The following is a 20598-nucleotide window of genomic DNA, read 5'->3' on the forward strand; positions in this document are numbered from 1 at the left end:
CTGTCGTTGTGGCGAAGAAACACACATCGGCACATCAGTTGGCACCCGTCACCGAACTCAACTCCCGTTGTGGCACCGACCACAACGGATCGCACACTCGCACCCGGTGGCCGTCTCGGCCACGATCGAGGGGGGCATGCGTGCAACATCTGAGGTTCCGCCGCGTCCGCTGGGTGACGACCGTCGTCACGGCAGCCGCGGCACTGGTCATCTGGGGTTCGGCGACGGCGGTCGCCGCTCCACCACCCGCGCCGGTGCTCCCGGCGCTGCCCGGCGTCCCGACGCCACCACTCCCGCCGGCCTCGGAGCTCGGGCCGTCGTACTCCGACCCGGGTCCGCTGTACCGGCACCCGCCGAACCTCGCGTCGATGCGGGACGGCGACGTGATCGGTGCTCAGCGCAAGCCCAACCCGTTCCGGGTGGTGCCGTCCGAGACCTGGCAGATCCGGTACAAGACGACGGACTCGCACGGGCAGCCGATGGTCGGTGTCACCCTGGTGATGGCACCGTTCAACCGTGCCGCCAACGTTCCGCTGCTCTCGTACCAGATGATCACCAACGCCCTCGGCATGCGGTGTCAGGCATCGCAGAGCGTGTACACGTCGACCGATTTCTCGGCGTCCCCGGCCGATCCTTGGGGCTTCAACGTCGCGCTGTTGCGCGGGTGGGCGATCGCCGTCCCCGACCACCTCGGGGAGAAGTCGGCGTACGGAGCGGTCCGTATGAGCGGTCACGTCATCCTCGACGGGATCCGCGCCGCCACGCGGTGGGCCCCGCTGCGTCTGCAGAAGTCGCGGGTCGGCATGTCCGGGTACTCCGGTGGTGGGATGGCGACCGCATCGGCTGCTGCGCAGCAGCCGACCTATGCCCCCGACGTGAATCTGGTCGGGTCGGCCGAGGGCGGCGTGCCCACCAACCTCGAGCAGATGGCCGAGGCCATCGGCACCGAGAAGACGCATCCCGCGTTCGGTCTGGCGATGGCCGCCGCCCTCGGGCTCGAGCGTGAGTACCCGAAGGAGCTGCCCATCAGCAAGCACCTGAACTGGCTCGGGTTGCAGACGCGGGCGCAGATGGCGAACGCCTGCACCAACGAGATCCTCACCGTCGGGTTCGGCAAGACGGCACGGATGCTGGCGACGAACTTCGATCTGCTGAACGACCCGTCGACGAAGAAGGTGCTGCGGGAGAACTCCATCGGGTACATGCCGGAGACCCCGACGGCGCCGATCTTCGAGTTCCACTCCCCGACGGACCCGTTGATCTCGGTGGCGTTCCTGAACCAGACGATGGCCCGGTACTGCCGGGCGGGCACCAAGGTCGTCCAGTTGTCGACGCCGGCACCGGAGCACCTGAGCGCGGCCGCCGTGGGGTTCTTCCCCGCCCTGCAGTGGCTGCAGGACCGGTTCGACGGGAAGCCGGCGCCGACGACCTGTCGATGATCGGGTTGCCGCTCGCCTAGGGTCGGAGCATGTTCCAGACCCCCGGGCCGGTCGTCGTCGATCTCGACGACCGGTCCGGGGGTCTTCTCGATCCCCCGGTTTATCGCGGTGGTCCTCGGATCGGGGTCGTCTCCGCTGACCTGCCCGAGGCTGCATGGGGGGCGGCCGCGCAGGGCTGCGACGTCGTCTATGCGACACCGCAAGTCGCCGGCGACCGACGCTGGTGCGTCGGCGTCGACGATCCCGGGGGGACCGCCGCTCGGGTGGTCGACGACCTCGCGCGACACCCCCAGGCGGCGGCGGTGCTCGCACAGGTCCTGCGAGCCGGGGAACACGTGTCGGTCGCGCACGCCCTGCTCGTCGAGTCGTTCGCCTACTCGACCCTGCTCGGCGGCCCCGAGTTCGCGAAGTGGCTCGCCGGGCGTGGCGAGAAGCCGGCGCCGCCCCCGGCGTCCGATCCGGTCCTGATCGACCGCGACGACGACGTCCTGACGATCGCGCTCAACCGGCCGGACCGACGCAACGCCTACGGGGCAGCGCTGCGGGACGCGCTGAACGCGGCGATCGACGTCGCCCGGTACGACAGCACGGTCCGCGCGGTCCACCTGCGGGCGGTCGGTTCGTCGTTCTGTTCCGGCGGCGACCTCGCGGAGTTCGGGACCACCGCCGATGTCGCGACCGCCCACGTCATCCGGACCGCGGTCGGGTCGGGCCCGCGGATCGCCGAGATCGCGTCGACGGTCACGGCGTTCGTCCACGGCGGGTGTGTGGGTGCGGGCATCGAGCTCCCGGCGATGGCCGGCCGGGTGGTCATGGACCCCGCGACGATCGTGCACCTGCCCGAGCTGTCGATGGGCCTCATCCCGGGAGCCGGTGGGACGGTCAGCATCTCCCGGCGGATCGGGCGCTGGCGCACGTTCCACCTGGCCGCCACCGACGAGGTGGTCGACCCGGCGACGGCACTCGCCTGGGGCCTCTGCGACGCCGTCGAGGCGGTCAGACCGGTCGACCCTCGATGAGCGTGTGGACGACGCGAGCCGCGCCGGGATCGGCCAGGACCTCCCGGCCCGGGCGGTCCAGCACGACGACGTCGCCGCACTCCGCCACCGCGATCCGCCGCTCGGGCCCGCCGGGGGTCGCGGCGCCCGACTGGTAGGCCGCGAACGCCTGCGCCGCAGTGCATCTCTCGTCGGGGCGACCCACGCGACGTCCGAGACGCGTCCTGCGGTGCACGGCCGCGTCGATCACCGCGAGGGGGTCCACGGGACCGTACGGCGTGTCACTGCTGAGGGCGACAGGCACACCGACCCGCGTCAGACTCGCGCACCGATAGAGATCGTCGTGGTCGCCCGGGTCGGATCCGTCGAGGAAGTCGTCGCCGCGGTCGGCGAGGAAACCGGGTTGGGTGACGACGGTGACGCCGAGTTCGCCGAGGTGCCGTGCGGTGCTCGCATCCACCACACCCGCGTGTTCGACGCGATCCCCCCGCCCGACCCCGGCCGCGAGGCTCAGCGCGAGGGCGGCACGGGACACGCAGTGCACCGCGACCGCCCGGCCCGCCTCGTGGGCCGCGGTGACCGCCGCGGTCAGCTCGGTCAGCGACGGCATCGGTGCGTCCGCGACGACGATCTTGTACGGGCCCGTCGTGACCCGTGACGACGCCACCTGTTTCCCGAGGGGCACGCCGAGCAGATGCAATCGCTGCGGGAGGCGCCGTTCGTCCGCCGCGGTGATCAAAGCCGTGAGGGAGCGGTCGTCGAGATCCGGTGTCGCATCGGTGATCTCGACGATCCCCAGCCCGGCCAGACGGGCGCCCACGGCGTCGAGAGCCGGTGGTCCCGCTCCCGGGAGGCGTGACCGCACCAGGTCGTCGGCCCGCCACAGACGGCCCGTCGGCCGACCGAGCGGGTCGCGCTCGACGCCCGGATGGTCCGCGGTGTCGAGCCGGAGGGCCCGGATCGCAGCCGCGTTCACCGTCCACAGCGCGCCGCTGCGGTGCTGGATCCGCACCGGTCGGTCTGCGTGCAGTCCGTCGAGGACGTCGGCGTCGAGATCGCCGGCGACCGTCTCGATGTAGCCGGTCCCCCGCACCCAGCCGGCGGGGTCGGACGGGGCCCGGGCCAGCGCGGCGGCGAGGTCGGCGCGGTCGCGGACCGCGGGCGGGCCGCACGGCGTGGACGAATCCGCCGCGGCGGTGGCGAAGAGGTGGGCGTGGTGGTCGACGAAGCCCGGCATGACCGCGCAACGGTCGGCGTCGACGACGACGTCGGCGGATCCTGTCGCGAGACGTGGTGCGACGGCTGTGATCAGCGAGTCACCCCCGGGTCCGCAGGCGATCCGGATGTCGACGGGCGTCGGGCCGCCGGTGTCGGCGTTGACGACGACGCAGGACCGGATCGGCACGGCCGCTATGCTATCGCCGCAGGCCAGATGCTCCTCCGACGAGGCGGGTGCGGGTGGATCCGACGACAGGCGACGCCACGGCGCAGTGGGCGCGTCACGGCCTCACGTCGCTGTGCGGTGAGCCCTCGGGCACCGGCGACGCCAGTCGCGCCGGGGTGCTCGTCGAGGCGCATCGCGTGCTTGCCCACGTCCGTCCGGGGGCCACGGTCGGCGATGCCGCGGTCCTTCTCGCGGGCCGCGCCGCGCTGTCGGGACGGAGCCGCGCGGGGTCCGTCTCCGTCGGTGGGGCGTCCCGACTTCTCCCGGCCCGCGACGGCCACGTCGCGATCACGCTGTCACGGGACGACGACGTCGACCTGGTCCCCGCGTTCCTTCGCCGCGCCGTCGAGCGCGCGGACTCCTGGGTGGCGCTCACCGATGCCGCGAGGGTGATGTCGCCCGCGGAGTGGGTGGACCGGGGCGCCGAACTCGGGCTCCCGGTCGCGGCGCTCGGCGAGACCGCACCCGGCGCGCCCGTCGTGTCCCGGCGAGGATCCCGTCGGAGCGCGGGTGAACGGCCGTTGCTCGTCGCGGACCTCTCGTCCCTGTGGGCGGGACCGCTGTGTACCCGACTTCTCGCCGATGCCGGCGCGACGGTCGTCAAGGTGGAGAGCCCGGCGCGCCCCGACGGTGCCCGGCAGGGCGACGTCCGCTTCTTCGACTGGATGAACCACGGGAAACTCTCCTGGGCGGTCGATCCCACGCGATCTCCCGACCGCGTCCGTCAGCTGCTGCGGTGCGCTGATGTCGTGGTCGAGGCCTCCAGGCCGCGGGCGCTGCGGCGACTGGGTCTCGACTCGTCGTCGGTGCCGGCACGACCCGGACAGGTGTGGTTGCGCATCACCGGCCACGGTCTCGCCCACCCCGACCGCGTCGCCTTCGGTGACGACGCGGCGGTGGCGGGTGGGCTCGTGGTCGGGACCCCGCGCCACACGATGTTCTGTGCCGACGCCGTCGCCGACCCGCTGACGGGCCTCGAGGCGGCCCGGGCGGTGACGCAGAGCCTCGCCCGTGGCGGCGGCGAAGTCATCGACGTCGCGCTGTCGACGGTCGCGGCCCGGTACGCCGCGCTCGGGACCGTCGACACGGGGGCTCGGATCGACCGGCCGGACCCGCCGTCGGCACCCCCGTTCACGCCGTCGGCGGCACGGCTCGGCGCCGATGGCGATCGCGTCGAGAGACTTCTCGCGTCCATCGCCTCGACGGGGTACGGTCACGGCACCTGAACAGTTCGACAAAGGATGTACAACTGTGTCTGACGTCGTCCCCACCCCCGGCACGCCGACCCCGAGCCGGTCGTGACCGACCTCGCGGACGCCGCCACCAGCGTCGAGGTCAACCGGCAGGCCGCCGCAGCGGCGGAGTCACGCATGCTGATCGGCGGGCGGCTCGTCGCGGCCCGGTCGGGGGCGGAGTTCGAGAACCGGTCCCCTGCCACCGGCGTCGTGCTCGGCTCCACCGCGGCGGCGGGGCCGGAGGACATGGACGCCGCCATCGCCGCGGCGCGAACGGCATTCGACGACGGCATCTGGGCCTCGGATCGGGCTCTGCGCCGTCGGTGCCTGCTGCAGTTGCAGGAGGCTGTCGAGGCCGAGCGTGACCAGATCGTCGACGAGCTGATCGCGGAGGTCGGCGCACCCCGGATGACGATGGGTATCGCTCAACTCGACTGGCCACTCCTCGACGCTCTCACCTACCCCGCCGACCTCATCGACAGCTTCGAGTGGGAACGCGATCTCGGGCCCGGTGAGGTCGCGGGACCGGACAACCGTCGGATGGTGGTGAAGGAGCCGATCGGCGTCGTCGGGGCCATCGCGCCCTGGAACTTCCCCCTCGAGATCGCGTTGAACAAACTCGGGCAGGCGCTCGCCACCGGCAACACCGTCGTCCTCAAGCCGGACCCGAACACCCCCTGGAACGCCACGCGGCTGGGACGGTTGATCGTCGAGCACACCGACATCCCGGCCGGCGTGGTGAACATCGTCCCCACGCCGGACAACTCGGTCGCCGAGATGCTCGTCACCGACCCCCGCGTCGACCTGATCTCCTTCACCGGATCGACGACGGTGGGACAGCTGATCGTCCGGAGATCCGCCGACACCCTGAAGAAGGTCTTCCTCGAACTCGGCGGCAAGTCCGCGATGGTCGTCCTCCCCGACGCCGACATCGACGGCGTCGTCGGCAACACGATGGCGGTCTGCGTCCACGCCGGACAGGGGTGCGCCATCACGACCAGGTTGCTGGTACCCGCGTCCCGGCACGACGAGGTCGCGGAGAAGGTCGCCGACCTCTTCGCACTCTTCCGTCCCGGCGATCCCGCCTCCGACGCGACGGTCTTGGGACCGGTGGTCAACCGGGCACAGCAGGAGCGGGTGCTCGGCTACGTCGAGCGGGCGCGGGCGGCGGGTGCCGACATCGTGACCGGTGGTCGTGCACCGGCCGATCTCCCCGAGCACCTGCGTGGGGGGACGTTCGTCGAGGCGACGCTGATCGCGGGACTCGACAACTCCTCCGAGGCGGCGCAGGACGAGATCTTCGGACCCGTCATGGTCCTTCTCCCGTACGACGACGAGGAGGACGCGCTGCGGATCGCGAACGACAGTCGATACGGGCTGTCGGGGTCGGTGTGGTCGGCGTCGGACGAGCGGGCCCTGGCGTTCGCCCGACGGGTGCGGACGGGGTCGATGATGGTGAACGGCGGCATGTTCTACGGCGCGGACGCCCCCTACGGCGGGTACAAGCAGAGCGGGGTCGGCCGTCAGAACGGCGTCGAGGGGTTCGAGCAGTACCTCGAGACGAAGACCATCGGGTACCGCTGACACCCGCGACAATGACGAGCGGGACCGCCACGGTACCGTCGGACCAACAGTAAGTGTTTCGGTGGAGCAGAGAGGCGCACGATGACACGCACGGTCGTGATCTCCGGGGGTACGGGCGGACTGGGGTCGGCGGTGACCGCGCGGCTCGCCGCCGACGGGTGGCGCGTGGTCGTCCCGTGGGTCGTCGAGTCCGAGCTCGACCGCGTGCGTGGGGTCGACGGGATCGAACTGATCCAGGCCGACCTGATGGATCCCGACAGTGTCGCGACGGTCGTCGATCTCGCCACGGCGGACGGATCCGAACTGCGCTCGCTCGTCAATCTGGTCGGCGGCTTCGCCATGGGGGGTCGTCTGCACGAGACCCCGGTCGACGACTTCGAATCCCTTCTGCGCCTCAACGTCCGGCCGCTCTACCTCCTGAGCCAGGCCGTCCTCCCGCATCTCGTCGCCGCCGGCGGCGGGGCGATCGTGGGGGTGTCGGCGAAGGCCGCGTTCGCCCCGTTCTCAGGGGCGTCCGCCTACGTCACCGCCAAAGCCGCGGTGTGGACGCTCATCCAGTCGATCGCGGTCGAGTACGCCAAGGACGGTGTCCGCGCGAACGCGATCCTGCCGTCGGTCATCGACACCCCCGGGAACCGGGACTCGCAGCCGTCGGCCGACAGGTCGAACTGGGTGTCGCCCGCGCAGATCGCCGAGGCGATCGCGTTCCTCGTGTCCGACGCGGGGTCCGCGGTGACCGGTGCGCAGGTCCCGGTGCCGGGCGTCGGCTGACCCTGCGTCCGACCGCCGTCGGTCGGCATCACGCTCGACGAACCGGCTGCCGGAGGATGGTGCGCAGCCGTTCCGGCGCCGCCCGGCGGGGATCGCCGAGGTAGATCTCGTGGTGACGACCGGTCATCCGTAGTCCTCGGGCGGGGATCACCTCGTCGTGCATCGTCGCCAGGACCGGGCCCTCGTCGTCGTACGGTCCGACGTGCAGCGTCTGCACGACGAGCCCCTCGTCGAGGACGTCGTGATGCAGGTCGGCCAGACGAGGACCGCGTCCGCGCGCCGCCACCGTCGTCGCGGCGTCCGTGACGTCCCGCGCGTCGAGCCATGGGGCGACCAGAATCATCACGGTCCACCGCCAGCGTGACTTGTCCCGTCGCGTCGTGAACACGGTCGGGTCGTCGGCCCACCACAGCGCCTCGAGTGGCATGACGCGGACGTCGCGGTCGTGGCGCTGCCGGCTGTGCGCCTTGAGCGCGTAGGCGACCGGATAGAGCGTGGACACGGCGTCGGCGTAGGCGGGTGTGGTGTTCGGGTCACCCTCGCCGTCGATCATCAGATACCGCTGCGGCGGGATCTCGAGGACGTCGAACCGGTCCCGCCGTGCCGAGTACCCGGGCAGGTCGCGGCGCAGGTCGACCGCGCTCACGACGCCGCCTCCCTGACCACGGCGGTCACCCTAGTGGCGGTCGCCGTCCCCCGCGCCCGGTGCCCTGCGCCGCGTTGTGTGTTCCCTTCGGTCACAGACACCGGTACTCTGACATCGACCAATGGCACTGTGGGCGGTGGGAGTGACGATGACGACGGCGACACGGATGGACGGGGCACCGAGTCGGGTGGACGCCGGGATGGACGAGGTGTCGCGCCGCCTCGTCGACTCGTCGCTGGTCGCCTCCCGCAACGCGATGACCGAGATCGACTGGACCGCGCCCCTCGACGCGCACGGACACGGGTGCAGCCCGGAATGGTCGGCGCTGTACGGGACCCGGTACTGGGACGAACTCTCCGAGGAACAACGTGTGCGGCTCACCCGGCACGAGATCGCCTCGGTGATGACGATCGGTGTCTGGTTCGAGATGATGTTGCAGCAGTTGGTCATCCGCGACCAGCGGACAGTTTCGGCCCACTCCCCCGAGTTTCACTTCGCCATGACCGAGATCGCCGACGAGTGCCGGCACTCACTGATGTTCTCGGCCGCGTCGCAGCGCCTCGTCGGGCGCTCGTATCACCCGTCGCCGAAGGTCGCCCGGATGGGACGCGTCTTCATGACCGTGGCGCGAGGAGAGGTCGCCTACGCGGGGATCCTCGTCGCCGAGGAGATCCTCGACGTCCTGCAGCGCGGCTCGCTCGGCGACAGGCGTGTCCTCCCGCTCATCCAGACGGTCAACGAGGTGCACGTCCTCGAGGAGTCCCGGCACATGCGTTTCGCGCGGGAACAGGTCCGCGAGGCGATGGTCGGTGCCGGACGCCTCCGCCGGGCGAGCAGTGCCGTCCTCGTCGCACTCGGTGCGGAGATGATCGTGATCAACCTCGTCCGGCCCCAGGTGTTCGCCGACGCGGGGCTCGACAAGCGTCGCGCCGTCGGCGAGATGATCGCCAACGAACACCGACACGCGATGCTGCGCGGCAGCTGCGTGCACCTGATGCAGTTCCTCGACGAGGTCGGACTGCTGACGCCCACGGCGGCCCGGATCTATCGCCGGTGCCACCTGCTCTGAGCGGTCTACCCTCGCAGGATGGCCGGACTGGACACGCCGCTCACACCACTGCGATTCCTCGAGCGAGCCGCCGAGGTCCACCCCGACTCCGAGGCCGTGGTCGACGGCGACCGCCGGATCACCCACCGCGAGTTGGCCGCCGCGGCACAGCGTCTGGCCTCGGCCGTGCGTCGATCCGGGGTGGGTGAGGGTGAGCGCGTGGCGTTCCTCGCGACCAACCGCCTGGAGCTGCTCGTCGCGCACTTCGGGGTACCGCTCGCCGGCGCCGTGCTCGTCGCGGTGAACACACGTCTCTCGCCGCAGGAGGTCGCCTACATCTGTGAGCACTCGTCGTCGCGGATCCTGTTCGGCGACAGCGATCTGCTCGCCGCGCTGGACGACGTCGACCTCGCGGTGTCCGAGGTGGTCGACCTCGACACGGGTTACGCGGAGTTCCTCGATCGCGGGATCGACGAGCAGTTGCCGTGGGACGTCGAGGACGAGACGGCGACCATCACGGTCAACTACACCTCCGGGACCACGGGGCGCCCCAAGGGCGTGATGTACACCCACCGTGGTGCGTACCTGAACGCCCTGGGCGAGATGCACCACCAGGGCTTCACCCACGACAGCCGCTACCTGTGGACCCTGCCCATGTTCCACTGCAACGGGTGGTGCACGACGTGGGCGGTGACCGCGGCGGCGGCGACACACGTGTGTCTGCGCGCGGTCCGTGGTGAGGCGATCTGGGGACTGATCGACGACGAGCGGGTCGACCATCTCTGCGGCGCCCCGACGGTCCTCACCACGCTGGCCACGGCCCCCGAGGCGCACCACCTCGACCGGCCCCTCACCGTCGTGACCGCAGGCGCGCCACCGAGTCCCACCGTGGTCGGTCAGATCCGTGACCTCGGTGCCACCCTCGTGCAAACGTGCAGATGGCGCGTCAGGGAGCCGGGATGATCACGGCCGACCGCCTGCGCGTCGTACGCCGCGAGACCGACGGCGACGGTGCGCTGGTGGACGTCGCGCCCGACGGGGTGGAGATGGGTGAGATCGTCATGCGCGGCAACGGGGTGATGAAGGGCTATCTCGACGACAAGGACGCGACCTCGGAGGCGTTCGCCGGCGGATGGTTCCACTCGGGCGACCTCGGCGTGATGCACCCGGACGGGTACGTGCAGCTGCTGGACCGGGCGAAGGACATCGTGATCTCCGGTGGCGAGAACATCTCGACCATCGAGGTCGAGCAGGCCCTCGCGTCCCATCCGGACGTCGCCGACGTCGTCGTGATCGGCGTCCCCGATGAGAAGTGGGGTGAGCGGCCCAAGGCCTTCGTCGTCGCCCGGGAGGGTGCCTCGCCCGACGCCGACAGCCTCGTCGCGCACGTGCGGTCACGGCTGGCCGCGTTCAAGGCGCCGCGGGAGATCGTGTTCACCGATGCGCTGCCGCGGACGTCGACGGGCAAGGTGCGCAAGAACGCCTTGCGCGAGTCCGAGGCCGGCGGCTGAGCTCGTCGGCGTCAGTTCTCGTGCGCGGTGAGGAGGATGGTGTCGACGCCGACCGGTCGGCGTGGGCGCATCGCGCACCACCGCAGCGGCCGGCACGCGCACCTTCGTGTCGGTGTGCTGTGAGCGCCGGGCGAGCACGTCGTGGGACCGGGAGCCGTCGAGGGTGTGGCGGAAGGACCCGCGTTCGGCGGGATCGTCGGCCGCACACCGGATGTCGGGCGGTCTGAGTCTGGCGACGGCTGGTCCTTCGCGCGGGCAGGAGCATCACCGGCGCCGAACTCCTGTGCCGCCGCCGGGACACCATACTCACGGCGCGGATGCCGACGATCGCGGCATGCTCCGGCGGAGCGGCGCTACCGTCGTGGCATGCAGCTCACGACGATCCCCGCAGGGGACGGAGACACCGAAGCCCACATCGCACGACCGCAGTCCGGCTCCGGGCCGGGGGTGGTGTTGTTCATGGACGCCATCGGTGTGCGACCGGCCCTGGTCGAGATGGCAGAGCGCATCGCGTCGTGGGGGTACGTCGTCCTCACGCCCAACCTGTTCTACCGCGACGGCAGCGTCGACGACGTCCGCCCGCACATCGATCTGCGTGTCGACGGCGCACGGGACGCGTTCTTCGGCAAAGCCATGCCCCGGGTCGGGTCGCTGTTCGGGCAGGATCTGTCGGGCGACCTCGACGCGTACCGTGCGGCGGTACAGGGCATCGACGGCGTGACCGGTTCGACGATCGGATGCGTGGGCTACTGCATGGGTGCCCGGGTGGCGACCTTGTTCGCGGCCCGCCATCCGCAGGTGGTCGGTGCGGCCGCCGGCTTCCACGGCGGTGGCCTCGTCACCGACGACCCCGCGAGCCCGCACCGGCAGATCGCGTCGGCCACGGCGGAGTTCGTCTTCGGCCACGCCGACAACGACTCGTCGATGCCGCCGGAGGCGGTCACCGAGCTCGGTCGTGCACTCGACGACGCCGGCCTGACCGCGACGAACGAGATCTACCCCAACGCGCCCCACGGGTTCACGATGGTCGACACGTCCATGTATCAGGAGCAGGGCGCCGAGCGGTCGTTCCGGGAGCTCGAGGCGCTGTACGCCCGCGCGCTGCGCTGACATCCGGCCGGGTTCCGCCGACGGCCGCCGTCGCCTAAACTAGAACACGTTCTAGATCTCGGGCCGAGAGGACGACCGTGCACACACCGCTCTGCGACACCCTGGGGATCGAGTACCCGATCTTCGCGTTCACCCACTGCCGCGACGTGGTCGTCGCGGTCAGCAAGGCCGGGGGCTTCGGTGTCCTGGGTGCCGTGGGCTACACACCCGAGGAACTCGAGGTGGAGCTGCGGTGGATCGACGAGCGCATCGGCGACCGCCCCTACGGTGTCGACATCGTCATCCCGAACAAGTACGAGGGGATGGACTCCGACCTGTCGGGTGAGGAGCTGGCCGACATGCTGCGGAAGATGGTCCCGCAGGAGACGCTGGACTTCGGACGGAAGCTGCTCACCGACCACGGCGTGCCGCTGGCCGAGGGCGACGACAACAGCCTGCAGTTGCTGGGCTGGACCGAGGCAACGGCCACCCCGCAGGTGGAGATCGCCCTCCAGCACGAGAAGGTGCGGCTCATCGCGAACGCGCTGGGCACCCCGCCGGTCGAGATGATCCAGCACATCCAGTCGACGGGCCGGAAGGTCGCCGCGCTGTGCGGGTCGCCGTATCAGGCGCGCAAGCACGCCGACGCCGGAGTCGACATCATCATCGCGCAGGGCGGTGAGGGCGGCGGTCACTGCGGTGAGGTCGGGTCGATCGTGCTCTGGCCGCAGGTCGTCGCGGAGGTCGCGCCCATCCCCGTCCTCGCCGCCGGCGGCATCGGCAGCGGCCAACAGATCGCGGCCGCGTTGGCGTTGGGTGCACAGGGCGCCTGGTCGGGATCGCAGTGGCTGATCGTCGAGGAGTCGGCGAACACCAGCAAGCAGCACGAGGCGTACATCAACGCCACGAGTCGGGACACGGTCCGGAGTCGGTCCTTCACGGGCAAGCCGTGTCGGATGCTCAAGAACGACTGGACCGAGGCGTGGGAGAAGCCCGAGAACCCCGATCCGCTCGGTATGCCGCTGCAGTACATGGTGTCCGGGATGGCCGTCGCGGCGACGCACAAGTACCCCGACCAGACCGTCGACGTCGCGTTCAACCCCGTCGGCCAGGTGGTCGGACAGTTCCGGAAGGTGGAGAGGACCTCGGCGGTGATCGAGCGCTGGGTGCAGGAATACCTCCAGGCCACAGGCACTCTCGACGACATCAACGCCGCTGCCGCCGGCGTCTGACCCGCCGCGTCGCGGAGTCGCGGGGCGGATGACGAGCCCCGGTGTCGGTCGTTACCCTGGTCGCCCCGAACGTCCCGACGCGAAGGAGGAACGATGACCGTCGATCCCGATGCGACCGAACCCGCCACCGGGGCCGTCCCCGTCGAGGCCATCCCGGACAAGCCCGTGCCCGAGGGAGCCGAGGCCGACATCCTCGAGCAGGAATTCGTCGTCGACGTCGACGACGAGGAGTATCCGCACGTCGCCCAGACGCAGGACGACTGAACCCGGTCCGTCCCGCCTCAACGCCTGTAGATTCGTCGGCATCAGGGGGCGCGCGGCGCCGCCGTCGGCGTGGGAGGACGGACGATGCGGCTACGACGGGTCGTGGACGGGGATCGTCGGGTCGTGGCCGTCCACCACGAGCAGAGCGACTCGTGGGTGGACCTGGATGCTGCGGCAGCGGTGTTCGACCACTCCGCCCGCGGCCCGCTCACCCAGGATCTCCTCGCGCTGCTGGCCGCCCGGGAACGTGGTCGCGACCTGGCGCTGGGTCTCGCCGACCGCGCGGTGGCCGACCGGATCGCCGTCACGACGCCCGCGCCCGCACTCCCGTTCGATCCCCTGTCCCTGCGGTGCTTCCTGGGATGGGAGGAGCACTGGGTGCAGGCCGCCCACCACATCGTGCGCCGCAACCTGCCCGCGGCCTGGCCGTTCATCCGCGCGTACGAGACGGTGAGCCGTCGCACGTTCCCGGCCCTGCGCCCGGGTCCGGCGTTCGCCGACCATCCGGACTACTACACCGGCAACCACCGGACCATCCGTCCCGACGGCGCCGAACTCCCCTGGCCCACGTACACCGGCCTGCTCGACTACGAACTCGAGTTCGGGGTGATCGTCGACCGGCCGGTGTGCGATGCGACCTCCGCGGAGGCCGCAGCGGCGATCGGCGGGTTCGTCGTCTTCGACGACGTCAGTGCGCGCGACGTCCAGTGGGAGGAGCAGCGCCGCAGTTCGTTCGGCCCGGTGGTCAAGACCAAGACGTTCGCGAGTGCGATGGGATCGGTGGTCGTCACCGCCGACGAGATCCTCCCCCACCTCGACGACCTCGCGGCACGCGTCGTCGTCGACGGTGAGACCTGGGCGGAGACCAGCACGGCCGGCATGCGGTGGTCCCCCGGCGACTGGGTGGCCTACGCCGCCCGCGGTGAGGAGATCGGACCCGGGGAGTTGTTCACCTCGGGCACCCTGCCGTCGGGGTCCGGGTTGGAGATCGACCGGTGGATCCAGCCGGGCCAGACCCTCACGCTGTCCATCGACCGCATCGGCGACGTGACCAACCGTGTCGGTGCGCCCGCCGGCGGGCCATCATGACGACGACTTGCCCGTCACCGGGCGGTGGCGACGACCCGCGCGACGATCCGCGCGACGGTGTCGAGTTCGGACGCGTCCCGCGGGGCGTACAGGAAGAGGTACCCGTCCGGGAGCCCGAGCAGGGAACGGCCGGCGAGTGGGTGTCGCTCGCCCCAGCCGCAGCCGAGGATCGTCGCGACGTCCCCGGGTGCAGCCACGACGTGCAGGGATCCCTGGCCGGGATGGACGTGCGCGATCTCCCCGGCGGACCGGCGAGACCACGCAGTCCCCGGATCGTCGACCACCACCGCGTCGTGGTGTCGCTCGAATCGGCTGCGGGCGAGGCTGTTCCCCGGCTCGCGGCCGACAGCCTCCACATGGGCGACGACGGCGTCGATCATGTCCGCGCCGGGGATCTGGTCGAGCTGTCGGTGCGGGATGGGGTATGGGGCCATCGCCGGTCGCTCCCCCCGGTCCGGCAGCGTCCAGCCGTCGTGGGACGGTGCGGGATCGCCTGCGACGCTCAAGGTGTCGCGGGCCAGGACCCGCAGCACGGTGGTCACCGACCACCCGAACGGGGTCTGTGGGAGTCCACCCGGGCCGAGCGCCCGCCACGCGCGGTAGTCCTGCACGACTGCTCGCACACCACTCCTCTGTCGCGGGTTCGACGAATGACCGCGCCACCATCCTGGGGCATCATGGCGACGAGCGCGACGACGTCCCCGAGACGAGCGATGAGGATCCGACGATGAAGCTGATGCTGCGATGGTTCGTGATGCACGGGTTCCTGCGGTTCGTGGCGGGGCGGGCCGCAGCCGCCGGCGATCTGCAGGCCCGGCTCATCGGTGATCCGGCGGTGCGCGAGGACCCGACGGGCCTGTTCTCCGACATCCGCGCCCGCGGTCCCGTCACCAAGGGTCGTCTGGCGGCCGTCACCGTCGACCACGCGATCGTCCACCAGGTGCTGCGCTCCGACGACTTCCGCACGATCGTGCTGGGATCGAAGCTGCCCGGCCCGCTCGGGGCGATCGAGCGCCGGACGCGGTCGGAGGCGCTGCACCCGCTGCGGCCGCCGTCGCTGTTGGCCACCGAGCCGCCCGAGCACACGAGCTACCGCAAGATGGTGTCGTCGGTGTTCACCGCGCGCGCCGTCGCGGCGATGCGCGACAACGTGGAGGAGACCGCGCGAGCACTCCTCGACGACCTGGACGGCGCGGCCGGCACGGTCGACATCGTCGAGCGGTACTGCGCGAAGCTGCCGGTGACGGTGATCGGCGACATCCTCGGGGTCCCGGAGTCCGAGCGGGACAAGGTGCTGCACTTCGGCGAACTCGCCGCTCCCAGCCTCGATCTCGGTCTGCCGTGGGGACAGTTCCGCCGCGTGGAGCACGGGATCGAGCGGTTCAACGAGTGGCTCGCCGACCACCTCGCCACGCTGCGGCGCTCCCCCGGCGACGACCTCATGAGCCAGCTGATCGCGGCGACCGACAACGGCGTGTCGCTGACCGACGAGGAGCTGCGCGGGATCGCGGGGCTGGTGCTCGCGGCCGGGTTCGAGACGACGGTGAACATCCTCGGCAGCGGGATCGACCTGTTGACCCATCACCCCGACCAGCTGGCGCTGCTGCAGGAGGATCCGTCGCTCTGGCCGAATGCCGTCGACGAGATGCTCCGGCTGCGCTCGCCTGTGCAGCTCACCGCGCGCTCGGCCGTGCGTCCGACGGAGGTCGGCGGCGTGTCCTTCGAGCGCGGCGAGTTGATCGTGCTGGTGCTGGCGGGGGCGAATCGTGACCCGGCCGTCTTCACCGACCCGGACCGGTTCGACGTCACCCGCGCGAACGCGAACAAGCACCACTCGTTCTCCGGCGGCCGCCACTTCTGCCTCGGCGCAGCCCTGGCGCGCGCCGAGACCGAGGTGGGTCTGCGGGCCCTCTTCGACCGCTACCCCGACCTCCGTGAGGCGGGTCCTCCGGTCCGACGCGACACCCGTGTGCTGCAGGGGTATTCGGCGATGCCGGTCACGCTCGGGGAACGCAGCAGCGCGCGCACCTGAGACATGAGAACGCCCGGTCGACGACGTCGACCGGACGTTCTCGTCGTGCCGTCAGGCGAGCCCGAGCAATCTCAGGTCGGAGACGTACTTCGAGATCAGGGCGTGCGAGAGGTGTGGGATCTCGCCGCCGTCCCCCAGGCCCGCGTCGGCGACGGCGCGGACGAAGTGCTCCGACGGGATCGCCGAGCCGTGCACGGGCTCCTCGGGGGTCCGGTAGGCGTCCATCAGCGGCGCCACCGACGCCTGCCGGATCCGTTCGGGCAGACCACGGATGGCCGTCTCGAACCGCTCGACCCAGGTCGCGTGGTCGTCGATGCGGGTGATCCGGACGCCGTCCTCCTGCATCCAGTCCACGACGCTGTCGAGCGAGATCCCGTCGTCGTGGGGGTTGACGACGTTGTAGGTCTCGTAGCCCTTCGCGACCGCCACGCCCAGTTCGGTGATCGCGCGTGCGGTGAAGTCGGCGGGCAGCCCGTCGTAGTGCGCCCGCGCCGACGACCCGTCGGTCTCGCGGCGGTAGAACGTCGCCGGCGCGAGACCGGTGGCGAGCACCGTGAGGATCAACCGGGAGAACACGTCGGGGACGTTGAGCTGTCCGGCGAACGTGCTGTGCGCCAGGATCATGTCCGACCGGAAGACCCCCACCGGCAACTCACACAGGTCGTGCGCCTCGCGGAGGAGGACCTCACCGGCCCACTTGCTCGTGCCGTACCCGTTCGCGTACGAATCGGCCACGGCCCGTTCGCTGCTCGCCGACCGGATGTCGAGGTCCTCGTCCAGCACCTGCGGCCCGCCCTGCTCGGCGACACCGACGGTCGACAGGTAGGTCACCGGCTTGCGCTGGGTCGTGAGCGCGAGACGGATCACCTCGGCGGTGCCGACGACATTCGGTCCGAACAACTGGTCGTAGGGCAGCACGTGGTTCACGAGTGCGGCCGGGTGGACGATCCTGTCGACTACCTGCGTGAGCCGTGCCCATGTCGTCTCGTCGAGGCCGAACCGCGGGCTCGCGATGTCGCCGGCCAGCACCTCGAGTCGTCGGCCAGCGAGTTCCCGGAAGTGTGCGCTCAGCTCGTCGTCGCCCGAGTCGAACACCGACTCCAGACGGCGCCGCGCGTCGGCGGTGTCGCGACCGCGGACGATGCAGACGAGGGTGCCGTCGACCTCGTCGAGACGCTCGAGCCACTCGAGGCACAGGAACCGGCCGAGGTAGCCGTTCGCGCCGGTGAGCAGCACGGTCGTCGGGGTCTCGGGTGCCGACGGGAGCGTGGGCGCGGCCTCGACGAGGTCGGTGTCGAGGAACTTGTCCAGTGTCAGATCCGCGGCACGGACCGACGACGCGTTCGGCCCGTGCACCGACGCGAACGTCGGCGCGGCATCCGCGCCGGAACGGACCGACTCGATGTGGGCGGCGATCGCGCCCATGTCCGTCGCCGCGCTCATGAGCAGACCGACCGGTACCTCGACGTCGAAGATCTCCGCGAGCAGCGTCGAGAAGCTCAACGCGGACAACGAATCCCCGCCGAGGTCGCCGAAGCGGGCGTCGGCGGCGAGTGCGGAGGTCCCACCCCCGATCACCGCGGCCGCCGCGCGACCGACGATCTCGACCACCGGACGGTCACCGGCCTCGCGACGCAGACGCCGCAACTCCTCGGTCTGTCCGTCGGCGAGGTCCCGGTAGAGCTGTTCCAGCCGGTCGCCGTAGCGCTCGGTCAGCTTCGGCCGCAACACCTTGCCGACACCGGACAGCAGTCCGTTGTCCCGGCTGAACGGCTCGCGCTCCACGATCACGTCCCGGGGGATCTCGTAGGAGTTCAGACCCGCCTCGCGGCCGGTCGACTTCAGCGAGTCCACGATCGCGTCGTGCAGCGCGGTGTCGTCGGCGACGCGGGCGACGGCCTCGTCGGTCGGCACGACGACCGCGAGCAGGAACGACCGTGCGCTGTTGCCGTAGACGAAGATCTGCCCGACGCCGGGGGCGGCGGCGAACACGGCCTCGACGCGGGACAGCGCCACGAACTCGCCCTGCGCCAGCTTCAGCACGTTCTTGCGGCGGTCGAGGTACACGAGGTGATCGGGCCCGAGTTCGGCCATGATGTCGCCGGTCTTGTAGAAGCCGTCCTCGTCGAACACCTCGGCGGTGGTCTCGGGGCGCTTGTAGTAGCCGGGGAACAGCGACTCGGACCTGATGAGCAGCTCGCCGCGGGGGTGCGGTGAGTCGTCGACGTGGTACCCCAGCTCGGGAACGTCGACGAGCTTGTACTCGGTCACCGGTGGGCGGGTGATGTGTCCGTCGACGAGCACCGACCCCGCCTCGGTGGAGCCGTAGCCGTCGATGAGGTGCACGTCGAGGCAGTCTGCGATGAAGTCCGCCATCTCCGGTGCGAGCGGCGCCGTGCCGCACATGGCCGCGAGCACGCGTCCGCCGAGGACGTCGTCGCGGATGTGCTGCTTCACGCTGTCGACGACGGCGTCGTCGGCGTCGGTCCCGCCGGAGCGCCGGTCGAGTTCGCTGACGTAGCGCTGGTGGATCATGTCGCACACCCGGGGGACGAGGGCGAGATCGGTGGGTCGGACGAGTGCGATGTCGTCCATGAGCGTGGACAGGTCGCTGGCCGCCACGAAGTAGGCGGTGCCCCCGGTGGCGATGGTCTTGGCCAACAGAGCCCGACCGGCGACGTGGCTCATCGGCATGTAGTTGACGGTGATGCCGGGCAGTGTGGGATCGCCGGTGAACCAGAACGTCGTCCACAGGCGGCGGACACCCTTCACCGGGTACATGGCGCCCTTGGGGGCACCCGTGCTGCCCGATGTGTAGATCAGGTTCGCGAGGTCGTCGGAGTGGTCGACCCCGTCGCTGCCGAAGGCCGGCGCCGCGGGGAGGTCGCGTCCGCGGTCCAGCAGATCGTCGATGGTCTCGACCGCGATGTCGGCGTCACGGAGCGCGGCCGCGGCCTGCTCGACGGCCCGGCGCTGGGCGTCGTCGCGCGGGTCGTGGTCGAACAGGATCACGCGACGCGGGCGGTGGTCTGTGGTGGCGAGCTCCACGACGTCGTCGATGTGGTCGATCCCCACCGCCAGGACCGTGGGGGTGGTCTCGGTGAGGATCGGGAGGAGTTGCGCCGGCGCGGAACTCGTCTGCAGCGGGACCGTGACGAGCCCCAGGTGGATGCAGGCCAGATCGAGCGTCACGTAGTCGACGCTGGTGAAGCCGAGGGTCGCGATCAGCTCGCCCGACTGCAGGCCGTCGGACTGCCATGCCGCGGCGACAGCGCGGACGCGGTCGGCGAGCTCGCGGTAGGAGACGGTCTCGAACTCGTCGCGCAGACGGACGGACGCGGTGCCGTCGTCGCCGGTGACCACCTCGGTGGCGCGACGCCCCAGGGCGGGCCGGTCGGCGTAGGTGGAGAGGATCTCCTCGATGACCTGCGCGAGCGGGAGGTCGCTCGCGAGAACACGCTCGGCGAGATCTGGGTCCGGCGCGGCGTCGCGGAACTGCGGGTCGTCCTCGACGAGTCGCGCCCGTCGCTCGGCGAGCCGCTGATCGCGGGGTTCGTCGGTGGTGGAGACGTCCTGTGTGGTCATCGCTGTCCTCCTGTCACTCCCCTGGTGTGCAAGACCAGACGCTCATCGATGATCGTGAGCTTAGAACAGCTAAGTACTATTGCCGCTGCGCGTATTCCGCGAGAGCAGTGTGACCGTCGTCTCTGCGACAACGAATCGTCCATCTGCACAGGGGTTTTCGCGACATTGGTCCGATTGGACCGTTTCGACGGACGCGGTCAGCGCAGTGACGCGAGGCGGCGCTGGATGCGTTTGGCCGTCACGAGACGGCTCACGAACGCGACGGTGATCGACACGACGAACAGCAGCGCCTCGACGATCCAGGCATCGAACCGGGGGGTGGCCGCATCGACCGCGTTGCCGCTGAACCCGACGGCGATCCCGCTGAGGATGGCCGAGCCGAAGGCGGGATACCCGGCCCGGTTCTCCAACCGCACCTTCCAGTCGACGGCGTCCCGGCGGGCCTGATCGCGGGTGTCCGCACCGCGGTGTCGGGAGGCCTCGATCGCGAGTTCGAGGTCCGGGTCGTCCGGGGCCCGCCACGCGCGCGCGGCGGACCAGATCCACCCCAGGACGATGACGACGTCGACCACGGTCAGCAGCACCGCCCCGACCGTCGTCACGTGGCGATGGTATCGCCGCCGAGGTCCGT

Annotated in this window: 16 protein-coding genes and 1 pseudogene; 12 read left to right on the plus strand and 5 right to left on the minus strand. The window is 70.7% G+C overall.

Annotation, left to right across the window (positions count from 1 at the left end):
• Positions 1–140: 140 nt before the first annotated feature.
• A complete protein-coding gene (locus Q1A98_RS09555; protein ID WP_299572472.1) occupies positions 141–1439 on the plus strand; it encodes a lipase family protein in 1299 nt (432 codons plus the stop codon).
• 29 nt (positions 1440–1468) lie between these two features.
• Complete coding sequence (locus tag Q1A98_RS09560) at positions 1469–2458, plus strand: enoyl-CoA hydratase/isomerase family protein (RefSeq protein ID WP_299572474.1); 990 nt, start codon at positions 1469–1471, stop codon at positions 2456–2458.
• Here the strand turns inward: Q1A98_RS09560 and Q1A98_RS09565 are convergent.
• The gene (locus Q1A98_RS09565; RefSeq protein ID WP_299572477.1) at positions 2436–3842 is read right to left on the minus strand and encodes an amidohydrolase family protein; all 1407 of its coding nucleotides are present in this window, start codon (positions 3840–3842) and stop codon (positions 2436–2438) included. The two genes, Q1A98_RS09560 and Q1A98_RS09565, sit on opposite strands and share 23 nt — an antisense overlap.
• 53 nt (positions 3843–3895) lie before the next feature.
• On the opposite strand from Q1A98_RS09565, the gene Q1A98_RS09570 reads away from it, so the two are divergent.
• The 3 genes from Q1A98_RS09570 to Q1A98_RS09580 all read left to right on the plus strand — a co-directional run bounded on the left by Q1A98_RS09570 (position 3896) and on the right by Q1A98_RS09580 (position 7471).
• On the plus strand, positions 3896–5107 hold the full coding sequence (locus Q1A98_RS09570; RefSeq protein ID WP_299572480.1) for a CoA transferase: 1212 nt from the start codon (positions 3896–3898) through the stop codon (positions 5105–5107).
• Positions 5108–5251: 144 nt separating this feature from the next.
• Entirely contained in the window at positions 5252–6700 is a 1449-nt protein-coding gene (locus Q1A98_RS09575; protein ID WP_299572838.1) for an aldehyde dehydrogenase family protein, read from the plus strand.
• Positions 6701–6781: 81 nt separating this feature from the next.
• The gene (locus Q1A98_RS09580; RefSeq protein ID WP_299572482.1) at positions 6782–7471 is read left to right on the plus strand and encodes an SDR family oxidoreductase; all 690 of its coding nucleotides are present in this window, start codon (positions 6782–6784) and stop codon (positions 7469–7471) included.
• Between the two features lie 28 nt (positions 7472–7499).
• Here Q1A98_RS09580 and Q1A98_RS09585 read toward each other — a convergent pair whose 3' ends face one another.
• Complete coding sequence (locus Q1A98_RS09585) at positions 7500–8117, minus strand: GyrI-like domain-containing protein (protein ID WP_299572485.1); 618 nt, start codon at positions 8115–8117, stop codon at positions 7500–7502.
• 148 nt (positions 8118–8265) lie between these two features.
• Between Q1A98_RS09585 and Q1A98_RS09590 the strand changes: the two genes are divergently transcribed.
• The 6 genes and pseudogenes from Q1A98_RS09590 to Q1A98_RS09615 all read left to right on the plus strand — a co-directional run bounded on the left by Q1A98_RS09590 (position 8266) and on the right by Q1A98_RS09615 (position 14350).
• Positions 8266–9186: a diiron oxygenase gene (locus Q1A98_RS09590; RefSeq protein WP_299572488.1), complete on the plus strand. Its 921-nt coding sequence runs from the start codon at positions 8266–8268 to the stop codon at positions 9184–9186.
• A gap of 18 nt (positions 9187–9204) precedes the next feature.
• Positions 9205–10676, plus strand: a pseudogene (locus Q1A98_RS09595) (AMP-binding protein).
• A 366-nt stretch (positions 10677–11042) separates the two neighbouring features.
• Positions 11043–11786, plus strand: a complete 744-nt coding sequence (locus Q1A98_RS09600) for a dienelactone hydrolase family protein (protein WP_299572490.1) — start codon at positions 11043–11045, stop codon at positions 11784–11786.
• A gap of 77 nt (positions 11787–11863) precedes the next feature.
• Positions 11864–12997, plus strand: coding sequence for a nitronate monooxygenase family protein (locus Q1A98_RS09605; RefSeq protein WP_299572492.1), 1134 nt, complete (start codon positions 11864–11866; stop codon positions 12995–12997).
• Between the two features lie 93 nt (positions 12998–13090).
• A complete protein-coding gene (locus Q1A98_RS09610; protein ID WP_299572495.1) occupies positions 13091–13261 on the plus strand; it encodes a hypothetical protein in 171 nt (56 codons plus the stop codon).
• A gap of 84 nt (positions 13262–13345) precedes the next feature.
• Positions 13346–14350, plus strand: a complete 1005-nt coding sequence (locus Q1A98_RS09615; protein WP_299572498.1) for a fumarylacetoacetate hydrolase family protein — start codon at positions 13346–13348, stop codon at positions 14348–14350.
• Between the two features lie 14 nt (positions 14351–14364).
• Here Q1A98_RS09615 and Q1A98_RS09620 read toward each other — a convergent pair whose 3' ends face one another.
• Positions 14365–14973 (minus strand): hypothetical protein, encoded by a 609-nt coding sequence (locus tag Q1A98_RS09620; RefSeq protein WP_299572501.1) that lies wholly within the window; start codon positions 14971–14973, stop codon positions 14365–14367.
• Positions 14974–15077: 104 nt separating this feature from the next.
• Here Q1A98_RS09620 and Q1A98_RS09625 point away from each other — a divergent pair, with 104 nt between their 5' ends.
• Positions 15078–16382, plus strand: a complete 1305-nt coding sequence (locus Q1A98_RS09625) for a cytochrome P450 (RefSeq protein WP_299572503.1) — start codon at positions 15078–15080, stop codon at positions 16380–16382.
• A 51-nt stretch (positions 16383–16433) separates the two neighbouring features.
• On the opposite strand, the gene car is transcribed toward Q1A98_RS09625, so the two are convergent.
• Both car and Q1A98_RS09635 read right to left on the minus strand, forming a co-directional pair.
• Positions 16434–19967, minus strand: a complete 3534-nt coding sequence (car, locus tag Q1A98_RS09630; RefSeq protein ID WP_299572505.1) for a carboxylic acid reductase — start codon at positions 19965–19967, stop codon at positions 16434–16436.
• A gap of 197 nt (positions 19968–20164) precedes the next feature.
• Entirely contained in the window at positions 20165–20569 is a 405-nt protein-coding gene (locus Q1A98_RS09635) for a hypothetical protein (protein WP_299572506.1), read from the minus strand.
• Positions 20570–20598 lie beyond the last annotated feature (29 nt).

This window comes from uncultured Williamsia sp. (assembly GCF_947494875.1).
Classification (GTDB): domain Bacteria; phylum Actinomycetota; class Actinomycetes; order Mycobacteriales; family Mycobacteriaceae; genus Williamsia_A.